Raw genomic sequence first — 19756 nt, 5'->3', positions numbered from 1 at the left:
CAGGACCAGCAACTGCGCCACCCCCCCGTCGGCCCTGTGATCGTCGACCGGGCCCACGAGGAAGATCAGGCGCTCCTTCAACAGGCGCGAATAGATGTCATAGGCGCGCTCGCCGCGGCTGGTCTGCTCGACCACCATCGGAACCAGGTTCAGGGCTTTGGTTCGGTTGTCCATTACGTGAGGCACCTATCTTGGGGGGGACAACCCCGCGCCGGAGCGCGGGGCGTGAAACGCCGTCCGCTTACTGACGGATGGCGTCCTGGAACGACATCTGCTGCTCGGTGTGCTGGGCGCGCTCGGCGATCCAGTCGATCACCTGCTCTTCCATCACGCGGTTCTGCAGCCCACTCATCAGCTGGGGGTCGTTGCGGTACATCTCAATGACCTGCTCCGGCTCTTCGTAGGTCGAGGCGATCAGGCGCATGGTTTCATTCAGGCGCTTGGGGTCCAGGCGCAGGTCGTTCCTGCGGGCCACTTCACCGACCAGCAGGCCGACCAGCACGCGCTTGGCGGCGGCGTCCTTGAAGCCTTCGTGGGCATCGGCCGGGACGTCGCCCGGGTTGCGGCCGCTGCGGCGGATCTGCTCGATCTGCTGGGCCAGCATGGCGCGGGCTTCGTTCTCGACCAGGCGCGGCGGCATTTCCACCGACGCATAGGCAGCGATCAGCTGTTCACCCACTTCACGGCGCAGGCGGTTCATGAGCGCACCCTTCAGCTCGCGCTCCAGGTTGGCGCGGATGTCCTTGCGGAACTGCTCCACATCGCCACCCTTCACACCAAAGCTCTTGATGAAGTCTGCATCGACCTCCGGCAGCACCGGTTCGGACACGTCCACCGCCTTGACGGTGACCTTGACCTGCTTGCCCGCCAGCGCCGGCACGCGCCAGTCGGCCGGGAATTCGACGTCGAGGGTCTTTTCCTCACCCTTGGCCAGACCGACCAGGCCCTGTTCGATCTGCTCGAACATCATGCCCTGGCCCACGATCACGCTGCCCTTTTCGCTGCCTTCGGCCGGCAGGCGCTCGTCGCCGGCCTGCGACCAGGTTTCCAGCGCGACCAGGTCGCCGTCCTGGGCACCCCGGGTGACCGGGCTCCAGCTGCGGCGCTGTTCGCGCAGGTTCTGGATCATCTGGTCGATGTCGGCATCGTTGATCTCGGCGGTGTGACGCACCACGGTCAGCTTGCTGACGTCCACGTCGCCGAAGTCCGGCACCAGTTCGACGGTGGCCACGAAGGAGAATTCGCCGTCATCGCCCTTGTCGATGCGCGGGGTGCCGGCGATGCGCAGCTCATGCTCGCGCAGGGCGGCATCGAAGGTTTCGCGCAGCAGGCCGTCGACGGCTTCGCTGCGGACCTGCTGACCGAAACGCTGCTCGATCACCTTGGCCGGGATCTTGCCCGGACGGAAGCCCTTGATCCGCGCGGTACGGGCGATTTCGCCCAGACGGCCGCTGATGTGGGTCTGCAGGCGGTCTTCCGGCAGCGAGAAGGTCAGGCGGCGTTCCAGGTTGCCGGTGGATTCGATCGAAGCTTGCATGTTGACTCCTGCCACCGGCGGCATGGGCCCCGGCACGATGTGATGGATGAAACGGGTTTTGGACGCGGGGTCGTGAACGCGCTTGCCCGCCGCAGCCCTGTAGTTTCGCCGATTACGGCCAGCGCCGCCAGCACAGGGCCGGGAACGTCACAGGGCGCGTCACGCCCAGCATGTGGCCGTCTCCCGGATCCGGGACGTGCCCTTGGTCATGGGTGCGGGCCAAACCGGCCCGCACTGGTGCGAAAGGGGGGACTCGAACCCCCACGCCTTGCGGCACTGGAACCTAAATCCAGGGCGTCTACCAATTCCGCCACTTTCGCGAGCGTGCGCTCAGCAGTGCATTGTTGCAGGCGGACGCACAAACAGGAAGATCATCACCTTGCTTAACCGGCCGCCGACGGCGTTGCGACGGCGGTGGGTGGCGGCATGGCCTGCTGCAGCCGGTCGGCCAGGGCCCGGTAGATCGGCGTGCGGCATACCCACGACGAGGTTGCCCGCGCGACGAGCACCGCCGCCAGAATGGGCAGCAGCAGATCGCTGGTATTGGTGAGCTCCAGCGAGATCACCGCAGAGGTCAGCGGCGCCTGGGTCACGCCGGTCAGATAGGCGCACATGCCCAGCACGACCACCGCCGCCGGGTCCACCCCCGGCAGCAGCGCGGCGAGGTTGTGGCCGATGCCGGCGCCCACCGCCAGCGCAGGTGAGAACAGCCCGCCCGGGATGCCGGCAGCGTAGGAGACCAGGTTGGCGGCAAACTTCATCAGCCCGAACTCATGTCCGACCAGGGCCTGGCCCTGCACCAGGCCCCGCGCCTGTTCGTAGCCGGTCCCGAACGCGCCGGCCCCGAACACCAGGCCGAGCAGCGCCAGCAGCAGGCCACAGCCGGCGGCGAACAGGACCGGACGGGCCGTGCGTGCGCGGCCGAGCCAGCGCGGCCGGCCATCCATCACCGCCAGCACCAGGCGACTGAACAGACCGCCGCCCAGGCCACCGACCACACCGCACAGCAGGACCGCCACCCAGCCGATGCCCAGCGGCAGCGTCGCGCCCACCCGGCCGAAGTAGGTGTAGTTGCCCAGCAGCCCGAGCGAGACCACGCCGCCGACGATCACGGCCGTCAGCAACGCGCCGGAGAAACGGTGCTCAAAACGCCCGGACAGCTCCTCGATCGCGAACACCACGCCGGCCAGCGGGGTATTGAACGCGGCGGCGATGCCGGCTGCGCCGCCGGCCAGCAGGAAGTGGGTGGCCTGGCGCGGATCGCGGAAGCCCAGCGCGCGCCCGATCACGTACATGAGGCTGGCACCGACGTGGACGGTTGGCCCTTCGCGCCCCACCGACGCACCACCGAACAGGGCCAGCACGGTCAAGCCGAGCTTGCCGACGGACACCGGCAACGACAGATTGCGCTGGCGGAACGCGGCATCGGGCGTATCCAGCGCGGCAATCACCTGCGGGATACCGCTGCCGCGGGTGGGCCGCAGCACGCCCTGGGTGAGCCACGCCAGCACGGCGAACACCGTCGGGGTCAGCAGCAGCGGCCACCACGGGGAAGCATCGTAGATATGCCGGAACAGGGCGAATGCCGCGTCGCTGGCCTTGGCAAACAGGATCGCCGCCAGCGCGACCGCGACCGCCCCGCCCCACAGGGCCAGCCGTTCAAGCCACTGGCGCCGCGACCCCAGCCAGCGGGGAGAGGGAGTAGGTGAAGGCGCGTCCATGCCCACATTGTTTCACCGCCCGGCTCCACGCGATGTGCAGGGGCTGGCGACAGAGCCGACCGGATCGGGGCATCGGACGGACGCTGCCGCGCAGTCGCGGGGCTTTGCTGCAGACAGTGCGCGGGCTGCTGTCCGGGTCCAAGAAAAGAAAAAAGCCGCCTGGCGGACCAGGCGGCTTCTGTCTTGGTGGGCTGTCAAGGATTCGAACCTTGGACCTATTGATTAAGAGTCAACTGCTCTACCAACTGAGCTAACAGCCCGAAAATCGGGAGGCGAATTATGCAGGAATCCTGGCGATGGATGCAAGCACTTTGTTTGAACGGCAGAAAAACCACCGTGCCGGCAAAGAAAAAAGCCACCCGGCGGACCGGATGGCTTCTGTCTTGGTGGGCTGTCAAGGATTCGAACCTTGGACCTATTGATTAAGAGTCAACTGCTCTACCAACTGAGCTAACAGCCCTGAAAACGCAGGCGCACATTGTAACGTGACCGCCCTTTTTTGCAACCCTGATTCACTTTCGGTGAACCAGGTTCTGATCAGTGGGGTGGCTGAGGGGATTCGAACCCCCGACCACCGGAATCACAATCCGGTACTCTAACCAACTGAGCTACAGCCACCACTGAAACCTTTGCTTCCTACCGCTTGCACCGAATGGCGCGCCCGACAGGAATCGAACCTGTAACCGCCGGCTTAGAAGGCCGGTGCTCTATCCAGTTGAGCTACGGGCGCTCGATCCGGATTGTCGCATTTCCAATCCCGTTCTGAGCAGCGGATTGGTCGGGGTAGAGGGATTCGAACCCCCGACATCCTGCTCCCAAAGCAGGCGCGCTACCAGACTGCGCTATACCCCGGCGGTTTTGTTTCCCTCCGAGGTTCCCCCCGAAAGAGTCGGCTATTGTGGGAATCAGCGAGGCATCTGTCAACGGTTTTCACACATCGATTCACCTGTCGCCATCGACTCCCCCTCCTTCGGCTATCCTCGACACAGCGGCCGGATGGCCAAACCGTACCCCTTTCAAGGAGATTGACAATGCGCAGCGGTAATCCCGCCCTTTCCGAGTCGACCTTCCTCGACCTGGCCAGCGGCTCGGTCGTGAGCTCACCCGACCAGGCGATGACCATCAATGGCACGGTCAACAAGACCGGCATCCTGCTGTTGCTCACCGTGCTGACCGCTGCATTCGCCTGGAGCCAGACCGTTGGCGCCGATGGGCAGATCGCGCCGGGCGCGATGATCTACGCCGTCGGCGGCGCGATCGGCGGCCTGGTGCTGGCGCTGGTCACGGTGTTCAAGAAGGCGTGGTCGCCGGTGACCGCGCCGCTGTACGCACTGGTGGAAGGCTTCTTCCTCGGCGCGATCTCGGCCGTGTTCGAAATGAAGTTCCCGGGCATCGTGTTCCAGGCCGTGCTGCTCACCTTCGGCACCCTGTTCGCCCTGCTGGTGGCCTACCGCACCGGCCTGATCAAGGTCACCGAGAACTTCAAGCTCGGCGTCGTGGCCGCCACCGGCGGCATCGCACTGCTGTACCTGGCCTCGTTCGTGCTGGGCTTCTTCAACATCAATGTGCCGGTCATCCACGAAGCCAGCGGCTGGGGCATCGCCTTCAGCCTGTTCGTGGTGGTGGTGGCGGCGCTGAACCTGGTGCTGGACTTCGACTTCATCGAAACCGGTGCCGCCGCGCGCGCGCCCAAGTACATGGAGTGGTACGGCGCGTTCGGCCTGATGGTCACGCTGGTGTGGCTGTACGTGGAGTTCCTGCGCCTGCTGTCCAAGCTGCAGAGCCGCTGAGCGCCGCACCGTCACCACGAAAAAGGGCGCCTGCGGGCGCCCTTTTTCGTTGATCAGCCCGCGCGTGCCAGCAGCGCCGGCACCGACGAGGCGAGCAGCGCCACGCCCGAGGCGGTGAGCAGGCCCAGCACGATCTGCCGGAAGCGTGCCTCGCTGATGCCGACGTACAGCTTTGCGCCGAACAGGGTGGGCAGCAGCATCGCCGGTGCGACGATCGCGAACAGGGGCAGCACCTGCCGGGTCACCACACCGGTCGCCAGGTAGATGCCCATCGTCACCAGCAGCATGGACAGGTTGAAGTTCTGGACAATGGCGCGCTGGGCATCCTTGTCCATGCCACGCAGCGTGCACCACAGCGTCGGCAGCGTCCCGGTGAAGCCACCGATGCCACCCAGCACGCCACCGGCCATCCCCACCGCCGCATCCGCGATCCGACCGCCGGCGGTGATCCGCGGCAATGCGCGCGCCATCAGCATGGCCGGGCACCAGATCACCAGCAGCCCGCCGAGCAGCGCCTTGAACCAGTCCATGTCCAGGTGCGGCAACACGGCCACGCCGAGCGGAATGCCGGCCAGGCCCCCCAGCACGAACGGCAGCAGCCGCTGCAGCTCGAAGCCGCGGCGCACGGTGAAGGCCGCCAGCACCTGCCCCACCAGGGCGCCGAACACCGACAGGGTCGCCGCCAGACGCGGATCCAGGGTCCATGCCCAGAACGACATGGCGACCAGGCCAAAGGCGAACCCCGACAGCCCCTGCACGAATCCCGCCACGATCGCGCCCAGGGCCACGATCAGATACACCGACTCCATTGCCTTGCTCCTGTCGCACTGCGCGCCGCGTGCGACGCAAACGCAACGGGGCGCCCGAAGGCGCCCCGCTGGAGGTACCAGGCGATGCCAGGACCGCTTACAGGCGGCTGGCGATGGCCTGGGCGAAGCCCATCGTGTTGCCGCTGCCGCCGAGATCGCCGGTCAGCGAATCCTTGGCTTCCAGCGTGGCCACGATGGCCTTGCGCAGGCGCTCGGCGTTCTCGGTCTGGCCGACGTGGTCCAGCATCTGCGCGGCGGCGAGCAGCAGCGCGCACGGATTGGCCTTGCCCTGGCCGGCGATGTCCGGGGCGGTGCCGTGCACGGCTTCGAAGATCGCCGCGTTCTCACCGATGTTGGCGCCCGGGGCCAGGCCCAGCCCGCCGACGAGGCCGGCGCACAGGTCGGAGATGATGTCGCCGAACAGGTTGGTGGTGACGATGATGTCGAACTGCTCCGGACGCATCACCAGCTGCATGCAGGCGTTGTCGACGATCATTTCCTGGAACTCGATGTCCGGGTACTTGGCCGCCACTTCGCGCGCCACGGCCAGGAACAGGCCCGAGGTCGACTTGATGATGTTGGCCTTGTGCACGGCGGTGACCTTCTTGCGGCCGGTGCTGCGGGCCAGCTCGAAGGCGTAGCGCACGATGCGCTCGGAGCCCTTGCGGGTGATGCGGGTACCGGAGAAGGCGGTTTCGCCGTCGGCCGAGACTTCCTGGCCTTCGGCCAGGTAGGCGCCTTCGGTGTTCTCACGGACGGTGATCAGGTTCACGCCGTCGCCGAAGCGCGACTTGGTGTTCGGGAACGAAGTCGCCGGACGCACGTTGGCGTACAGGTCGAAGTGGCGACGCAGGCTGACGTTGATCGAGGTGAAGCCACCACCGACCGGCGTGGTCAGCGGGCTCTTCAGGGCGATCTTGTTGCGTGCGATCGATTCCAGCGTGGCCGCCGGCATCAGGTCGCCGTGCTTTTCCAGCGCGACCAGACCCGCGTCGGCGTCTTCGTATTCAAAGCCGGTGTCCAGCTTGCCGAGCACGAACAGGGTAGCGTCCATGATCTCCGGGCCGATGCCGTCACCGCGGATGACCGTGATTTTCTGCGTCATTTGATCTGTTTCCGAACCGAGGGGGAGCGCCGTCCAGCAGGTGCGGAAAGCACCGGCGCAAGGGAAGTTTCACCCGCAATTATGCCTGACCCGGCCCGGGGACCCCAAATCAGCCTTTGGTCCAAGACCGCAGGCCGTACCGGCCTGCGCTTGGCACCTGCCGGTACGGTGGCGGAGAGACAACCGGTGGCGCCCGACCGCCGGCCGGACAGTTCCGGTCAATGTTCGTGAACGGCCGGGGCGGCGGCGCCACCTTCGAGCTGGTCCAGGAAGTCCACCGCGCGGCGCAGGTGCGGAATCACGATGGAGCCGCCGACCACCAGACCGACCGAGAAGGTCTCGAAGAACTCCTCGCGGGTGACGCCGGCGTCCTTGCACTGGGCCACGTGGTAGCTGATGCAGTCGTCGCAGCGCAGCACCATCGAGGCGACCAGACCGAGCAGCTCCTTGGTCTTCACATCCAGCGCGCCGGCCTGGTAGGTCTGGGTATCCAGCGCGAAGAAGCGCCGCACGACCTGGTTGGGCTCGCCGAGGATGCGCTGGTTCATACGCTGGCGGAATTCGGCGAATTCGGCGATGCGGTCCCGGCTGCCGTCGTCGGCCGCGCTCATGCCTGGCCCTCGCCGGCCAGCAGCGGTTCGAGCTTGCCGGCGCGGTGCAGCGCCATCATGTCGTCGTAGCCACCGACGTGAACCTCGCCGACGAAGATCTGCGGCACGCTGGTGCGGCGCGTCCTGGCCATCATTTTTTCGCGCTCGACCGGGTCCAGGTCAATCCGGACTTCGGTCCAGTCGCGGCCCTTGCTCTTGAGGAAGTTCTTGGCCGCCACGCAATAGGGGCAGACCGCGGTCGAATAGATGGTGATGGCGGGGGTGCCACCCGGGGTGGAAGCGACATCTTGGCTCACGGGAAACTCCACAGCGGAACGAGTGTCTGTATATGGTAGCGGCCCGCTGGAATTTCCACGTCACCGCCGCAACACTGTGGATTAACCATAGATTTGCAGGCCCCCTGCCACCCTGTACCGGCTGTACCTGCCCACCCTTCCAGGAGCTTCGTTTGCGCCCTCTGCTGCTTTCCGCTGCGTTGACCCTGGCTTTGGCCGTGCCACTGGCCTCGGCCCAGGACAGCAAGCTGCCGGACATCGGCTCCTCGGCCGGCGAACTGCTGACCCCGGCGCGCCAGGCCGAATACGGCGGGATGATGCTGCGCGAACTGCGCAACTATGGCTATCTGCTCGATGACCCGCTGGTGGACGACTGGCTGCAGACGATGGGTGCACGGCTGGGTTCCAACAGCGCCCAGCCGCGGCAGCCCTACACGTTCTTCATGCTCAAGGACCGCCAGATCAATGCCTTTGCCACGCTGGGCGGCTACATCGGGGTCAATGCCGGGCTGGTGCTGACCGCCGAGCGCGAAGACGAGGTGGCGGCGGTGCTGTCCCACGAAATCGCCCACGTCACCCAGCAGCATGTGCTGCGTGGGGTCGAACGCGCCCAGCGTGACCAGATTCCGATCCTGCTGGGCATGCTGGCGGCGGTGGTCGCCGCGCAGCAGGCCGGGGGCAACTCCTCGGGCGATGCGACGATGGCGGCGATCACCTCCGGCATGGGCCTGATGCAGCAGCGGCAGATCAACTACACCCGGTCCAATGAATCCGAAGCCGACCGGCTCGGCATCCGCACCCTGGCCCGCAGTGGCTACGACGTGGATGCGATGGCCGGCTTCTTCGAACGCATGTCCGCCTCGATGCGGGGCAACGCCGGCGGCTATTCGGTGCCGGACTTCCTGCAGACGCATCCGGTCACCACCACCCGCATCAGCGAGGCCAAATCCCGCGCCGAGCAGATGAAGAAGGACACCGTGCTGCTGACCACCGCCGTACCCGGCGGCGTGCGCGAGGAACGCGTGGACCCGGCCGACCCGGCGCTGTCCGATCCGCTGGTCCGGCGCAACAATCCGCTGCTGCCGGCGTCCATGCAGGTCTCGGTGACCACGCTCAGCCGCGGCGCCACCGGGCAGTTCGAGTGGGCCCGCGAGCGGCTGCGGGTGCTGAGCGCCGACACACCCGGCGATGTGCTGAAGGAATATGAAAACCTGCAGCGCGCGCAGAAGGACGGCCTGACCGAGCCCCAGCGCTATGGGCTGGCCCTGGCCCGGCTGCGCAGCAGCGCCGCCGGCCAGGCCCGCGACGACCTGCAGGCCCTGCTGCGCGATCACCCCGACAACCTCTGGGTGGCGCTGGCCCTGGGCGAGGCCGAATCCCGCGCCGGCCAGCCGGCCCAGGCCAACGCCCGTTTCGAGGCGCTGCTGCGCCAGCATCCCGGCAGCCGACCGGTGGCGTTGACCTTCGCCGCCATCCTCAATGAGCAGGGCGGGCGCGAGGCCGGGCAGCGCGCGCAGGCGATGCTGCGTCCGCTGCTGTCGCAAAGTGGTAATGATCCGGTGTTCCAGACCCGTTTCGCCCGGGCCAGCGAACTGGCCGGAGACACCACCCGCGCCAGCGAGGCCTATGCCGAAGCGGCGTTCCTCAGCGGCCGGCCGGAGCAGGCGTTGATCCAGCTGCAGGCGCTCAAGCGCCAGCCCGCGCTGGACTATGTGGGCCGCGCACGGGTGGATGCCCGCATCGAGGCGATCACGCCGACGGTGCTGGAAATGCGCCGGCAGGGTATCCAGGACCCCGATCTGGACCGGCGCTGAGCCGGCCGCCGCCCCCGTCCACATGACCGGCCGATGGCACCGGGCACCGATACCGCCCCGGTCGTCACAAACATGTCATGAAACCGTAGTCTACTGGGCTCAATCCCGGTCTGATAAGCATTACGGTGGGCACGTGCAGAAACGCATCCTGATCGTCGACGACGAACCCGCGATCCGCGAAATGGTCGCGTTCGCCCTGCGCAAGGGCGATTACGACCCGATCCACGCCGGCGATGCCCGCGAGGCCCAGACCGCCATCGCCGATCGCGTCCCGGACCTGATCCTGCTGGACTGGATGCTCCCGGGCACCAGCGGCCTGGACCTGGCCCGGCGCTGGCGCAAGGAGGCCCTCACCCGTGAGGTGCCGATCATCATGCTCACCGCCCGTGGCGAAGAAAATGACCGCGTCGGTGGGCTGGAAGCCGGCGTGGACGACTACGTGGTCAAACCCTTCTCGGCGCGCGAACTGCTCGCGCGTATCCGGGCGGTGATGCGCCGTGCGCGCGACGATGACGAAGACGGCAGCGTGGCGGTCGGCACGATCCGTATCGACGGCGCGGCGCACCGCGTGTTCGCCGGCGACCAGCCGGTGCCGATCGGCCCCACCGAGTACCGCCTGCTGCACTTCTTCATGACCCATCCCGAGCGGGTCTATACCCGCGCGCAGCTGCTCGACCACGTGTGGGGCGGCAGCGTGTATGTTGAAGAACGTACCATCGACGTGCACATCCGCCGCCTGCGCAAGACGCTGGAGCCGTTCGGTGCGGAGAACATGGTGCAGACCGTGCGCGGCGCGGGCTACCGTTTCTCCACCGCCACCTGATTCCAGCCCGTCCAGCGCGGGGCAGATCCTCTTGATTCAGCCGGGCAGAGCCCCGCGCTACGGACACTTTTTACGAGACTGTAATGCCGCGCCACATCCGTTCCGCCTGGTTGAAAACGCTGGCTACCCTGGCCACCCTGCTGCTGGCGGCCGCCGTTCTGGGCCTGCTGCTGGGACAGGTGTGGATGTGCATCGCGCTGGCGGCCATCGGTGCGCTGGCCTGGCATTACTGGCGGCTGCGGCGGGTGCTGCGCCGGCTGACCGCGCGTCATCGCTGGGATGTGGGCGACGGCACCGGCGTGTGGAATGAGCTGGACCGGCTGCTGTACCGCAACCAGCTGGAAATGCGCACGCGCAAGCGGCGCCTGCTGGACATGCTGCGCAGCTACCGCGCCGCCGCCGCAGCGCTGCCCGACGCGGTGGTGGTGGTGGATCGCAACAGCCAGCGCGTGCAGTGGTTCAACGAAGCGGCAACCTCGCTGCTCGGGCTGCACCATCCTGGCGATCTCGGCGAGGCGCTGGTCGAACGCCTGCAGCCGATGCCGCTGGCGCACTGGCTGGCGGGCGGCCGCAATGCCGAGCCGATCCTGGACGTGCCATCGCCGGTGGACCCGGCGATCCGCCTGAATCTGCGCCTGATTCCCTACTCGCCCGACTACTGGCTGCTGATCGCGCGCGATGTGAGCAAGCTGCTGCGACTGGAGCAGGTGCGCCGCGACTTCGTCGCCAATGTCTCGCACGAACTGCGCACGCCGCTGACGGTGGTGCACGGCTACCTGGACATGATGGACCCGGAGGATTTCCCCGGCACCGGCCCGATGCTGGAGGAGATGCGCAAGCAGTCCCAGCGCATGGCCCAGCTGGTGGAAGACCTGCTGACGCTGTCGCGGCTGGAATCGCAGGAACATACCGAAGAAGAAACGGTGGCCATGACGCCGATGCTGGCCACCCTGCGCCGCGAGGCCGAGGCGCACAGCCAGGGCCGCCACCAGATCAGCATCGTCGACAGCGCCGGCGTGGACCTGCAGGGCTCCAACAAGGAACTGCACAGCGCCTTCTCCAACCTGGTCACCAACGCCGTGCGCTACACGCCCGCCGGTGGCCGCGTCGAGGTGGTACTGGCACGCGAAGGCGACGGCGCGGTACTGTCGGTGCGCGACAGCGGCTACGGCATTCCGGCCAACCACCTGCCGCGCCTGACCGAGCGCTTCTACCGTGTCTCCAGCAGCCGTTCACGCGAAAGCGGCGGCACCGGGCTGGGCCTGTCGATCGTCAAACACATTCTCGGCCTCCACCACGCCCGCCTGGAGATCCAGAGCGAGGTCGGCAAGGGCAGCGTGTTCTCCTGCCACTTCGATGCCGATCACGTGCGCGCGCGCAATGAGCTGGCCTCCCTTCCCTCTTCCGAGGACTTTTCCGCATGAGCAATCTCGTTCCAGCCGTTGTGAATGTGGACAGCGACCCGCTGCGCGACCCCGCGCTGTACATCAACCGCGAGCTGTCCCAGCTCGACTTCAACTTCCGGGTGTTGGCCCAGGCGCTGGATACCCAGGTGCCGCTGCTGGAGCGCCTGCGATTCCTGTGCATTTCCTGCACCAACCTGGACGAGTTCTTCGAGATCCGCGCCGCCGCGGTGCGCCACGCGCAGGAATTCGGTCTGCCGCCGGCCCCGGACGGCATGAGTCCGCAGGCGATCCTCAACGCCATCCACGACCGCGCCGCGCAACTGGTCGATCAGCAGTACCGCTGCTGGAATGACACGCTGCGCCCGGCCCTGCACGAGGCCGGCATCGACGTGCTCGGCCGCCACTCCTGGAACCATCGGCAGAAGCGCTGGCTGCGTGCCTACTTCCGCAACGAGATCATGCCGGTGCTGTCGCCGCTGGGCCTGGACCCGTCGCACCCGTTCCCGAAGATCCTCAACAAGTCACTGAACATCGTGGTGGTGCTCAAGGGCACTGACGCGTTCGGCCGCGCCGGCCACCTGGCCATCGTGCGTGCGCCGCGCTCGCTGCCGCGCATCATCCAGCTGCCGGAAAAGCTCGGCGGGGGGCAGACCTATGTGTTCCTGTCCTCGGTGCTGTCCACCTTCGTGGACGAGCTGTTCCCAGGCATGGAGGTCCAGGGCGCCTACCAGTTCCGCGTCACCCGCAACTCCGAACTGGTGGTGGACGAGGAAGAGGTGGAGAACCTGGCGTTGGCGCTGCGCGACGAGCTGGTCGACCGCGGCTACCGGCCTGCGGTGCGGCTGGAGATCGCGCAGGATTGCCCGCGCGACATCGTGCGCACCCTGCTGCAGAACTTCGGGCTGACCGAGAACGCGGTCTACCGCATCGACGGGCCGGTCAACCTCAACCGCGTGGTCCAGCTGTACGATCTGCTGGCCCGCCCGGACCTGAAGTACCCGCCGATGAGCCCGCGCACGCTGCGCGACAGCGACGGCATCTTCGAGGTGGTGGCGCGCAGGGACGTGCTGCTGCACCACCCGTTCGACGCGTTCACGGCCGTGCTGGATCTGATCAAGCAGGCCGCGATCGACCCCAACGTGCTGGCGATCAAGCAGACGCTGTACCGCACCGGCAAGGACTCGCTGATCGTCGATGCGCTGATCCAGGCCGCGCGCAACGGCAAGGACGTCACGGTGGTGGTCGAACTGCGCGCGCGCTTCGACGAAGAGGCGAATCTCGGCCTGGCCGATCGCCTGCAGGAAGCCGGCGTGCAGGTGGTGTACGGCGTGGTGGGTTACAAGACCCACGCCAAAATGCTGCTGATCGTGCGTCGTGAAGGCCGCAAGCTGCGTCGCTACGTGCACCTGGGTACCGGCAATTATCACAGCGGCACCGCACGCGCCTACACCGACCTGAGCCTGATCACCGCCGATGCCGATATCGGCAACGATGTGCACCTGCTGTTCCAGCAGCTGTCCGGGCTGGCCCCGCGGATGAAGCTCAAGCGCCTGCTGCAGTCCCCCTTCACCCTGCACACCGGCGTGCTGCAGCGGATCGAACGCGAAACCCGGCTGGCCGCCAGCGGACGTCCGGGCCGGATCATCGCCAAGATGAACGCACTGAACGAACCCCAGGTGGTGCGGGTGCTGTATGCCGCCTCGCAGGCCGGCGTGCAGATCGACCTGATCGTGCGCGGCGCGTGCACGCTGCGTCCCGGCGTGCCGGGGGTGTCGGACAACATCCGGGTGCGCTCGATCGTCGGGCGCTTCCTGGAACACAGCCGGGTGTACTGGTTCGGCAACGATGGCGCCGCCGAGCTGTACTGCGCCAGCGCCGACTGGCTGGAGCGCAACCTGCTGCGCCGGGTCGAGACCTGTTTCCCGATCCTGGACCCGGAACTGGCACGCAAGGTGTACCGCGATGTGCTGCAGAACTACCTGGATGACAACCTCAACGCCTGGGAACTGCACGCGGACGGCAACTACCACAAGTGCGCCCCGGCCCATGACGAGCCGCCGCACTCGGCGCAGATGGCGTTGATGCAGGGTCTGTAAGGGGCCCCTCGAGGCAGCGCGGTGTTCCGGCCATTGGCCGGCCCTGTCACGCGACACTGCGTCGCATCCCATGTGAAGGCCGTGCGGTGACGCCGCACACCGGCCTTCGGCTAACATTCGCCCATGCCGCATACCACCACGACTCCGCCCGCCCTGCAGGATGGCGACCTGCTCGCCGCCATCGATCTTGGATCGAACAGTTTCCATATGGTCATCGCGCGCTACACGCTCGGGCAGCTGCGGGTGGTTGACCGCCTGCGCGAGACGGTGCGCATGGCCGATGGGCTGGATGGCAAGGGCGGCCTGTCCGCCGACGCGCGGCAGCGCGCGCTGGAATGCCTGGCCCGGTTTGGCCAGCGCATCCGCGCCATTCCGCCGGTGCGCGTCCGCGCCCTGGCCACCAATACCGTGCGCCAGCTGCGCTCGCCGCAGGCCTTCCTGATGCCGGCCGAAACCGCGCTGGGGCATGCCATCGAAGTGGTCAGCGGCCGCGAGGAGGCGCGCCTGATCTACCTGGGCGTGGCCCACGCGCAGCCGCCCAAAGCGGACCAGCGCCGCCTGGTGATCGACATCGGCGGCGGCTCCACCGAGTTCATCATCGGCCAGGGCATGCAGACCCTGGAGCGCGAAAGCCTGCAGGCCGGCTGCATTGCCAGCACGCGGCGCTTCTTCCCCGGCGGCAAACTCAGCCGCAAGCGCTGGAAGGACGCATTGACCGAGATCGGCGCCGAGTTCCAGCAGTTCGCCACCAAATACCGCGCGCTGGGCTGGCACGAAGCGCTCGGCTCGTCGGGCACACACAAAGCGATCAGCGAAATCTGCGCGACGATGAAGCTGAGCAAGGGCGCGATCACCGCCGAGGCCCTGCCGCAGCTGCGCGACGAGCTGCTCAAGGCCAAACGGATCGACGACATCGACCTGCCCGGCCTGTCGGCCGACCGCCGCCCGATCATCGCCGGCGGCATCCTGGTGCTGGAGGCCGCCTTCCAGGCGTTGGGCCTGCAGAAGCTGCTGGTCAGCAAAGCGGCCATGCGCGAAGGCATCCTGTACGACATCCTCGGCCGCGCCAGCGAGAACGACCTGCGCGACGAGTCGGTGGCCGCGCTCAGCCTGCGCTACGGGATCGATACCGTGCAGGCCGAGCGCGTGGAACGCACCGCGATGGACCTGCTTGGCCAGGTGGACGCCGCCTGGGGGCTGGACCCCGACGATGCACGCATGCTGGGCTGGGCCGCGCGCCTGCACGAGCTGGGCCTGATGATCGCGCACAGCGGCTACCACGTGCATGGCAGCTATGTGCTGGAGAACTCCGACATCGCCGGCTTCTCGCGCCAGGAACAGCAGCTGCTGGCCGCGCTGGTGCGCACCCATCGCCGCAACGTGCCCAAGGCCGCCTTCGATGCGCTGCCCGAGCGCCTGCTGCTGCCGGCACGCCGGATGGCCGCCCTGCTGCGGTTGGCGGTGCTGCTCAACCGCGCCCACGAGGACACCCCCATGCCGGCACTGGAACTGACCGCCGACGATACCCGGCTGTCGCTGATCCTCCCACAGGCGTTCATCGACGCGCGGCCGCTGCTGCGCGCCGACCTGATCGGCGAAACCGAGGGCCTGGCAGGGCTGGGGATGCAGTTCAGGCCGTTCGTGGCCTGAACCGGGCGGCCCGGCCGGGCCGTCATCCGATGGTCATGCCAGGGTCATGTCGGCTACATCGCCGGCGCCCAGCATGCGCGCATACGGGAGGTCCGCCATGCGCTATGCCATCGTCACCGAGACATATCCACCCGAGGTCAACGGCGTTGCATTGACCGTCCAGGGGCTCGAACAGGGGCTGCGTGCGGCCGGCCACCAGGTTGATCTGGTGCGTCCACGCCAGGCCGGCGACGCCGACGGGGAGAGCACCCTGCTGGTGTCCGGAGCGGCCCTGCCCCGCTACCCCGGCCTGCGCTTCGGCCTGCCGGCACCCAAGCGGCTGGCGCGCCAGTGGCAGCAGCAGCGCCCGGATGCGATCTACATCGCCACTGAAGGCCCGTTGGGCTGGTCGGCCCTGCGTACCGCGCGGCGGATGGGCATCCCGGTCGCCACCGGTTTCCACACGCGCTTTGACGAGTACCTGCCCGACTACGGCGTGGCCTGGCTGCAGGCTGCGGCACTGCGCTGGATGCGGCGCTTCCACAACCAGTCCGACGCCACCCTGGTCCCCACCCAGGAGCTGCAGCAGTTCCTCTGCGAACAGGGCTTTGAGCGGGTGCGCCTGCTGGCGCGCGCGGTGGACAGCCGTCAGTTCGAGCCGACCCGGCGCGATCCGGCGCTGCGCGAGGAATGGGGCATCGACGGCACCGGCTTTGCCGCGATCTACGTCGGCCGCATCGCACCCGAAAAGAACCTTGCGCTGGCAGTGAAGGCCTTCCGGCGGCTGCAGCAGGTGCGGCCCAAAGCCCGCTTCGTGTTCGTCGGCGACGGCCCGTCGCGCGCCGCACTGGCGCATGACAACCCGGACTTCATCTTCTGCGGTGTACAGCGCGGGGATGCGCTGGCCCGCCATTTCGCCAGTGGCGATCTGTTCCTGTTCCCCAGTCGCAGCGAGACCTTCGGCAACGTGACCCTGGAAGCGATGGCCAGCGGCCTGGCCACGGTGGCCTTCGACTATGGCGCGGCGCGCGAACACCTGCGCACCGATGAGAGCGGCATTGCGGTCGGCGACGACGCCGCCTTCGTGACCGCCGCCGTGCAGTTGGCCGGGGACGATGTGCTGCGGGCGCGGCTCGGGCGCAACGCGGCCCTCGCCATGAAGCGGCTGCATCCGCAGCAGGTGGTGGCCGAGTTCGATGCCCTGCTTGCCGAGCTGGCCCAGGCCCGGAGGCCGCATGCCGACCACGCCGCTTGACGCCCTGCGCGGCCATGAAGCGCGCTGGTGCCGCCGCGCCAATCACTACTGCCGGCGACGGCGGGTACGGCAGGGGTTTGCCGCGGTCAGCCGCCTCGGCGACGGCGTGTTCTGGTACGTCCTGATGGGCGCGCTGGTGCTGCTGGACGGCTTCGACGGCCTGCGCGCCTCGCTGCACATGGCGGCCACCGGGCTGTTGGCGCTGCTGCTCTACAAGGGCCTCAAGCGCTGGACACGACGCCCGCGCCCCTACGCCGCCGATCTGCGTATCCGCGCGTGGGTAGCGCCGCTGGACGAGTTCAGCTTTCCGTCCGGCCATACCCTGCACGCGGTGTCCTTCACCATCGTGGCGCTGGCCTACTACCCGTGGCTGGCACCGCTGCTGGTACCGTTCACGGCGGCGGTCGGGGTGTCGCGGGTGGTACTGGGCCTGCACTATCCCAGCGATGTGCTGGCCGCCACCGCGATCGCCACCGGCCTGGCCGGTGCCAGCCTGCAGTGGTTGCCGCTCCCGGTGTGAGGCGGTGCGGCGATGCGGCGGCGCCCGACGTTTTACAATGCGCGCATGACCACGTTGTTCATTTCCGATCTGCATCTGGACCCCAGCCGTCCAGCCATCACCGACCTGTTCCTGGCCTTCCTGCAGCGCGACGCACTGCAGGCCGACGCGCTGTACATCCTGGGCGATCTGTTCGAGGCCTGGATCGGCGACGACACGCCGTCCGCCGCCGCCGATGCGGTGGCCGATGCGCTGCACGCGGTAGCCGACGCCGGGGTGCCGGTGTACTTCATCCGCGGCAACCGCGACTTCCTGGTCGGAGACGACTACGCCCGGCGCGCGGGGTTCCGCATCCTGCCCGACCCGAGCGTGATCGACCTCTACGGCCGGCCGGTGCTGCTGCAGCACGGCGACCTGCTGTGCACCGATGACGTGGCCTACCAGCAGTTCCGCACGCAGACCCGCGACCCGGCCTTCCAGGCGCAGTTCCTGGCGCAGCCGCTGGCCGCGCGCATCGCGTTCGCACAGAAGGCGCGCGATGCCAGCCAGGCGCGCCAGTCGGAGATGAAGCAGGGCGACAGGGCCCAGTTCGAAACGGTCACCGACGTCGCCCCGGCCGACGTGGAGGCCGCCTTCATCCGGTACGGCGTGGACACCATGATCCACGGCCATACCCATCGTCCGGCGATCCACACGCTCCACGCGGGCGGGCGCGAGTGCACGCGCATCGTGCTCGGCGACTGGTACGAACAGGGTTCGGTGCTGCGCGTGACCCCGCAGGGGTGGACGCTGGAATCGCTGGCGTAAGGTACCGACCCACCGTCGGTACCTGCCCGCTTGGTCGAGTGGGTACCCACCCTTGCCGGGTGGGCACCCACAGCCCCCGGCAACGTCAGCGGAACGCGGCGACGGCTGCCTTGGTGTTGACCAGCACCCGCTGGTTGTCCGCACTGGCGGCAATGCCCATCGGAATCCCGTTGTAGCTGATGTTCGGGTTGGACCAGAAGTTCAACCGCGGGCAGCTGCGCGTGCAGTTGTAGGCCATGATCGTGCGCCAGCCGGTGCCCGTGGCCGGTTGGTAACGGTAGCCGTGGCCATAGGCGTACGGCGAGGTGCTCGAATCGGTGGCGCTGTCGTGGCGGGCGCTCTGCAGATGGCCGATCTCATGGGCGAAGGAGTAGTACCCGGTCGCGCAGTCCCAGTGCACGGCGGCGAACGCTGTGCTGGCGGTGGAGCCGATGCCCGAGGCCAGGCCGCAGGAACTGGCGTTGTTGATCACCAGGACCGCCACGTCGGCGCGGGTGGTGTTGCGGCTGGTGTGGATGCTGTCCATATAGCCGTCACTGGTCTGGCGGAAGCGCGCCAGGTCGGTGGAGAAGCTGCTGGACTCGGTATATGCGGTGGTCTCGTAGCCGGCCAGCTGCAGCGTGATGCCGACGTTGCTGTTGACGTAGCCCTGGTTGGATTCCGCCACGGCCAGCTGCACCAGCGACTGCATGTTGCCGCCGTACGCGGCGACCGCGCCGTTGGTGGCCACCACCAGTACGCGGATGGTGGCCGGCGTACCCGAGGACGCGGCCGCAATGCCGATCTGCTCGTTGACCGGCATCGCCACCGTCGGCAGCCGGTTGTAGTCGGCCGGATGGTCGGCCGGCATGCGCGACTCATCCACTTCCACCAGCACGTGGCGCCCGTCGCTGATCGGACGCAGGCGGTACAGCTGGCCATCACGCCGGATGGTGCCGGTGACCGTGTCGCCGGCGCGCACCAGGATGACCTGGTTGAGCGGGTCCGGGGCACCGGCCTTGGCCAGCCGCGCACCGGCACGGGTACCGAGCTGGCCGTACCACACGCTGCCCCCGTCGGCGAGGGTCTCCACACGGCTCTGCAGGGCCTGCACCGGCTGCCCGAGCAGCTCGAACTCAAGTTGCTTCTGGGTCGCGGTCACCGCAGCCGCATCCACCTGCACTTCCTGCACGGTGGCCGTGGACGGGGAGTTCATCAGCGCGCTCAGCGCCGGCTGGCTGCTGGCCGATGCGCGGCTCACCACGGTGACCGGGGCGAACAGCGACGCGGCCGAGGCACTGCCGGCGGTCAACAGGCACAACGTGATCACACCTGCGGTCTTGCTCATCGATCTGGACATCATGTCGGCTCTCTATGAGTGGGAACACTGCGGGGAAGTCGTTGCTGAAAGCGGCCGATTGCGACAGGCCAGCGCCATATGGCGCCTGTTGATCGCGTGAATTCAATAGATGCAACTGATGACCTTTCAAATCTGTGATCCGCATCCGCACGGTTCAGCAACATCACGTTCCGCCTCCCCGTCGCGCCAGTCCCGGTTTCGCGCTAACGTGATCGGGCATCGACCGGGGGGCAGGAGCGA

At 67.6% G+C, this 19756-nt stretch carries 17 protein-coding genes and 6 tRNA genes; 9 read left to right on the top strand and 14 right to left on the bottom strand.

Annotated elements, in window-relative coordinates:
• The 9 genes from ACPEH1_RS15815 to ACPEH1_RS15775 all read right to left on the bottom strand — a co-directional run.
• A partial coding sequence (locus ACPEH1_RS15815) for an ATP-dependent Clp protease proteolytic subunit (protein ID WP_423716036.1) occupies window positions 1–174 on the bottom strand: 174 nt, incomplete at its 3' end.
• A gap of 67 nt (window positions 175–241) precedes the next feature.
• Entirely contained in the window at window positions 242–1537 is a 1296-nt protein-coding gene (gene tig / locus ACPEH1_RS15810; RefSeq protein WP_153164568.1) for a trigger factor, read from the bottom strand.
• Window positions 1538–1772: 235 nt separating this feature from the next.
• Window positions 1773–1857, bottom strand: a tRNA-Leu gene (locus ACPEH1_RS15805).
• Window positions 1858–1920: 63 nt separating this feature from the next.
• Entirely contained in the window at window positions 1921–3258 is a 1338-nt protein-coding gene (locus ACPEH1_RS15800) for a chloride channel protein (protein WP_423716035.1), read from the bottom strand.
• Window positions 3259–3442: 184 nt separating this feature from the next.
• Window positions 3443–3518, bottom strand: a tRNA-Lys gene (locus ACPEH1_RS15795).
• Between the two features lie 124 nt (window positions 3519–3642).
• Window positions 3643–3718, bottom strand: a tRNA-Lys gene (locus tag ACPEH1_RS15790).
• Between the two features lie 81 nt (window positions 3719–3799).
• Window positions 3800–3876, bottom strand: a tRNA-His gene (locus ACPEH1_RS15785).
• 35 nt (window positions 3877–3911) lie between these two features.
• Window positions 3912–3988, bottom strand: a tRNA-Arg gene (locus tag ACPEH1_RS15780).
• Window positions 3989–4033: 45 nt separating this feature from the next.
• Window positions 4034–4110 (bottom strand) — tRNA-Pro (locus ACPEH1_RS15775).
• A gap of 179 nt (window positions 4111–4289) precedes the next feature.
• Between ACPEH1_RS15775 and ACPEH1_RS15770 the strand changes: the two genes are divergently transcribed.
• Window positions 4290–5048 carry a Bax inhibitor-1/YccA family protein gene (locus ACPEH1_RS15770; RefSeq protein WP_017357323.1) on the top strand — a complete coding sequence of 253 codons (759 nt, stop codon included), beginning with the start codon at window positions 4290–4292 and terminating at the stop codon, window positions 5046–5048.
• 53 nt (window positions 5049–5101) lie between these two features.
• Here ACPEH1_RS15770 and ACPEH1_RS15765 read toward each other — a convergent pair whose 3' ends face one another.
• The 4 genes from ACPEH1_RS15765 to grxC all read right to left on the bottom strand — a co-directional run bounded on the left by ACPEH1_RS15765 (window position 5102) and on the right by grxC (window position 7869).
• Complete coding sequence (locus ACPEH1_RS15765; protein ID WP_017357322.1) at window positions 5102–5857, bottom strand: sulfite exporter TauE/SafE family protein; 756 nt, start codon at window positions 5855–5857, stop codon at window positions 5102–5104.
• Between the two features lie 97 nt (window positions 5858–5954).
• The gene (locus ACPEH1_RS15760) at window positions 5955–6962 is read right to left on the bottom strand and encodes an isocitrate dehydrogenase (protein ID WP_017357321.1); all 1008 of its coding nucleotides are present in this window, start codon (window positions 6960–6962) and stop codon (window positions 5955–5957) included.
• 218 nt (window positions 6963–7180) lie between these two features.
• Window positions 7181–7573, bottom strand: a complete 393-nt coding sequence (locus ACPEH1_RS15755; RefSeq protein ID WP_423716034.1) for a carboxymuconolactone decarboxylase family protein — start codon at window positions 7571–7573, stop codon at window positions 7181–7183.
• The gene (gene grxC, locus ACPEH1_RS15750) at window positions 7570–7869 is read right to left on the bottom strand and encodes a glutaredoxin 3 (RefSeq protein ID WP_017357319.1); all 300 of its coding nucleotides are present in this window, start codon (window positions 7867–7869) and stop codon (window positions 7570–7572) included. Before grxC ends, ACPEH1_RS15755 begins: the two co-directional genes overlap by 4 nt.
• A 152-nt stretch (window positions 7870–8021) precedes the next feature.
• Here grxC and ACPEH1_RS15745 point away from each other — a divergent pair, with 152 nt between their 5' ends.
• The 8 genes from ACPEH1_RS15745 (at window position 8022) to lpxH (ending at window position 18177) form a co-directional block, all read left to right on the top strand.
• Window positions 8022–9662, top strand: coding sequence for a M48 family metalloprotease (locus ACPEH1_RS15745; protein ID WP_136005563.1), 1641 nt, complete (start codon window positions 8022–8024; stop codon window positions 9660–9662).
• 133 nt (window positions 9663–9795) lie between these two features.
• Entirely contained in the window at window positions 9796–10485 is a 690-nt protein-coding gene (gene phoB / locus ACPEH1_RS15740) for a phosphate regulon transcriptional regulator PhoB (protein ID WP_017357317.1), read from the top strand.
• A gap of 83 nt (window positions 10486–10568) precedes the next feature.
• Complete coding sequence (phoR, locus tag ACPEH1_RS15735; RefSeq protein ID WP_136005559.1) at window positions 10569–11909, top strand: phosphate regulon sensor histidine kinase PhoR; 1341 nt, start codon at window positions 10569–10571, stop codon at window positions 11907–11909.
• On the top strand, window positions 11906–13987 hold the full coding sequence (gene ppk1, locus ACPEH1_RS15730) for a polyphosphate kinase 1 (RefSeq protein ID WP_423716033.1): 2082 nt from the start codon (window positions 11906–11908) through the stop codon (window positions 13985–13987). Before phoR ends, ppk1 begins: the two co-directional genes overlap by 4 nt.
• Window positions 13988–14110: 123 nt before the next feature.
• A complete protein-coding gene (gene ppx / locus ACPEH1_RS15725; protein ID WP_136005556.1) occupies window positions 14111–15637 on the top strand; it encodes an exopolyphosphatase in 1527 nt (508 codons plus the stop codon).
• A 97-nt stretch (window positions 15638–15734) separates the two neighbouring features.
• On the top strand, window positions 15735–16871 hold the full coding sequence (locus tag ACPEH1_RS15720) for a glycosyltransferase family 4 protein (protein ID WP_017357092.1): 1137 nt from the start codon (window positions 15735–15737) through the stop codon (window positions 16869–16871).
• Window positions 16852–17391, top strand: a complete 540-nt coding sequence (locus tag ACPEH1_RS15715; protein WP_017357091.1) for a phosphatase PAP2 family protein — start codon at window positions 16852–16854, stop codon at window positions 17389–17391. Before ACPEH1_RS15720 ends, ACPEH1_RS15715 begins: the two co-directional genes overlap by 20 nt.
• A gap of 45 nt (window positions 17392–17436) precedes the next feature.
• Window positions 17437–18177, top strand: a complete 741-nt coding sequence (gene lpxH / locus ACPEH1_RS15710) for a UDP-2,3-diacylglucosamine diphosphatase (protein WP_017357090.1) — start codon at window positions 17437–17439, stop codon at window positions 18175–18177.
• Between the two features lie 85 nt (window positions 18178–18262).
• Here lpxH and ACPEH1_RS15705 read toward each other — a convergent pair whose 3' ends face one another.
• The gene (locus ACPEH1_RS15705; RefSeq protein WP_423716032.1) at window positions 18263–19519 is read right to left on the bottom strand and encodes a zinc-dependent metalloprotease; all 1257 of its coding nucleotides are present in this window, start codon (window positions 19517–19519) and stop codon (window positions 18263–18265) included.
• Window positions 19520–19756 lie beyond the last annotated feature (237 nt).

This window comes from Stenotrophomonas sp. NPDC077421 (assembly GCF_049545505.1).
GTDB lineage: Bacteria > Pseudomonadota > Gammaproteobacteria > Xanthomonadales > Xanthomonadaceae > Stenotrophomonas > Stenotrophomonas nematodicola.
The sequence above is the reverse complement of the archived record's forward strand: the minus strand, read 5'-3'. Positions and strand labels throughout refer to the sequence as shown.

What these genes read in the sequence shown, in the direction of transcription:
- tig (WP_153164568.1), bottom strand. Translation starts at nt 1,537, where the DNA reads ATGCAAGCTTCGATCGAATCCACCGGCAACCTGGAACGCCGCCTGACC.
- ACPEH1_RS15800 (WP_423716035.1), bottom strand. Translation starts at nt 3,258, where the DNA reads ATGGACGCGCCTTCACCTACTCCCTCTCCCCGCTGGCTGGGGTCGCGG.
- ACPEH1_RS15770 (WP_017357323.1), top strand. Translation starts at nt 4,290, where the DNA reads ATGCGCAGCGGTAATCCCGCCCTTTCCGAGTCGACCTTCCTCGACCTG.
- ACPEH1_RS15765 (WP_017357322.1), bottom strand. Translation starts at nt 5,857, where the DNA reads ATGGAGTCGGTGTATCTGATCGTGGCCCTGGGCGCGATCGTGGCGGGA.
- ACPEH1_RS15760 (WP_017357321.1), bottom strand. Translation starts at nt 6,962, where the DNA reads ATGACGCAGAAAATCACGGTCATCCGCGGTGACGGCATCGGCCCGGAG.
- ACPEH1_RS15755 (WP_423716034.1), bottom strand. Translation starts at nt 7,573, where the DNA reads ATGAGCGCGGCCGACGACGGCAGCCGGGACCGCATCGCCGAATTCGCC.
- phoR (WP_136005559.1), top strand. Translation starts at nt 10,569, where the DNA reads ATGCCGCGCCACATCCGTTCCGCCTGGTTGAAAACGCTGGCTACCCTG.
- ppk1 (WP_423716033.1), top strand. Translation starts at nt 11,906, where the DNA reads ATGAGCAATCTCGTTCCAGCCGTTGTGAATGTGGACAGCGACCCGCTG.
- ppx (WP_136005556.1), top strand. Translation starts at nt 14,111, where the DNA reads ATGCCGCATACCACCACGACTCCGCCCGCCCTGCAGGATGGCGACCTG.
- ACPEH1_RS15720 (WP_017357092.1), top strand. Translation starts at nt 15,735, where the DNA reads ATGCGCTATGCCATCGTCACCGAGACATATCCACCCGAGGTCAACGGC.
- ACPEH1_RS15715 (WP_017357091.1), top strand. Translation starts at nt 16,852, where the DNA reads ATGCCGACCACGCCGCTTGACGCCCTGCGCGGCCATGAAGCGCGCTGG.
- lpxH (WP_017357090.1), top strand. Translation starts at nt 17,437, where the DNA reads ATGACCACGTTGTTCATTTCCGATCTGCATCTGGACCCCAGCCGTCCA.
- ACPEH1_RS15705 (WP_423716032.1), bottom strand. Translation starts at nt 19,519, where the DNA reads ATGATGTCCAGATCGATGAGCAAGACCGCAGGTGTGATCACGTTGTGC.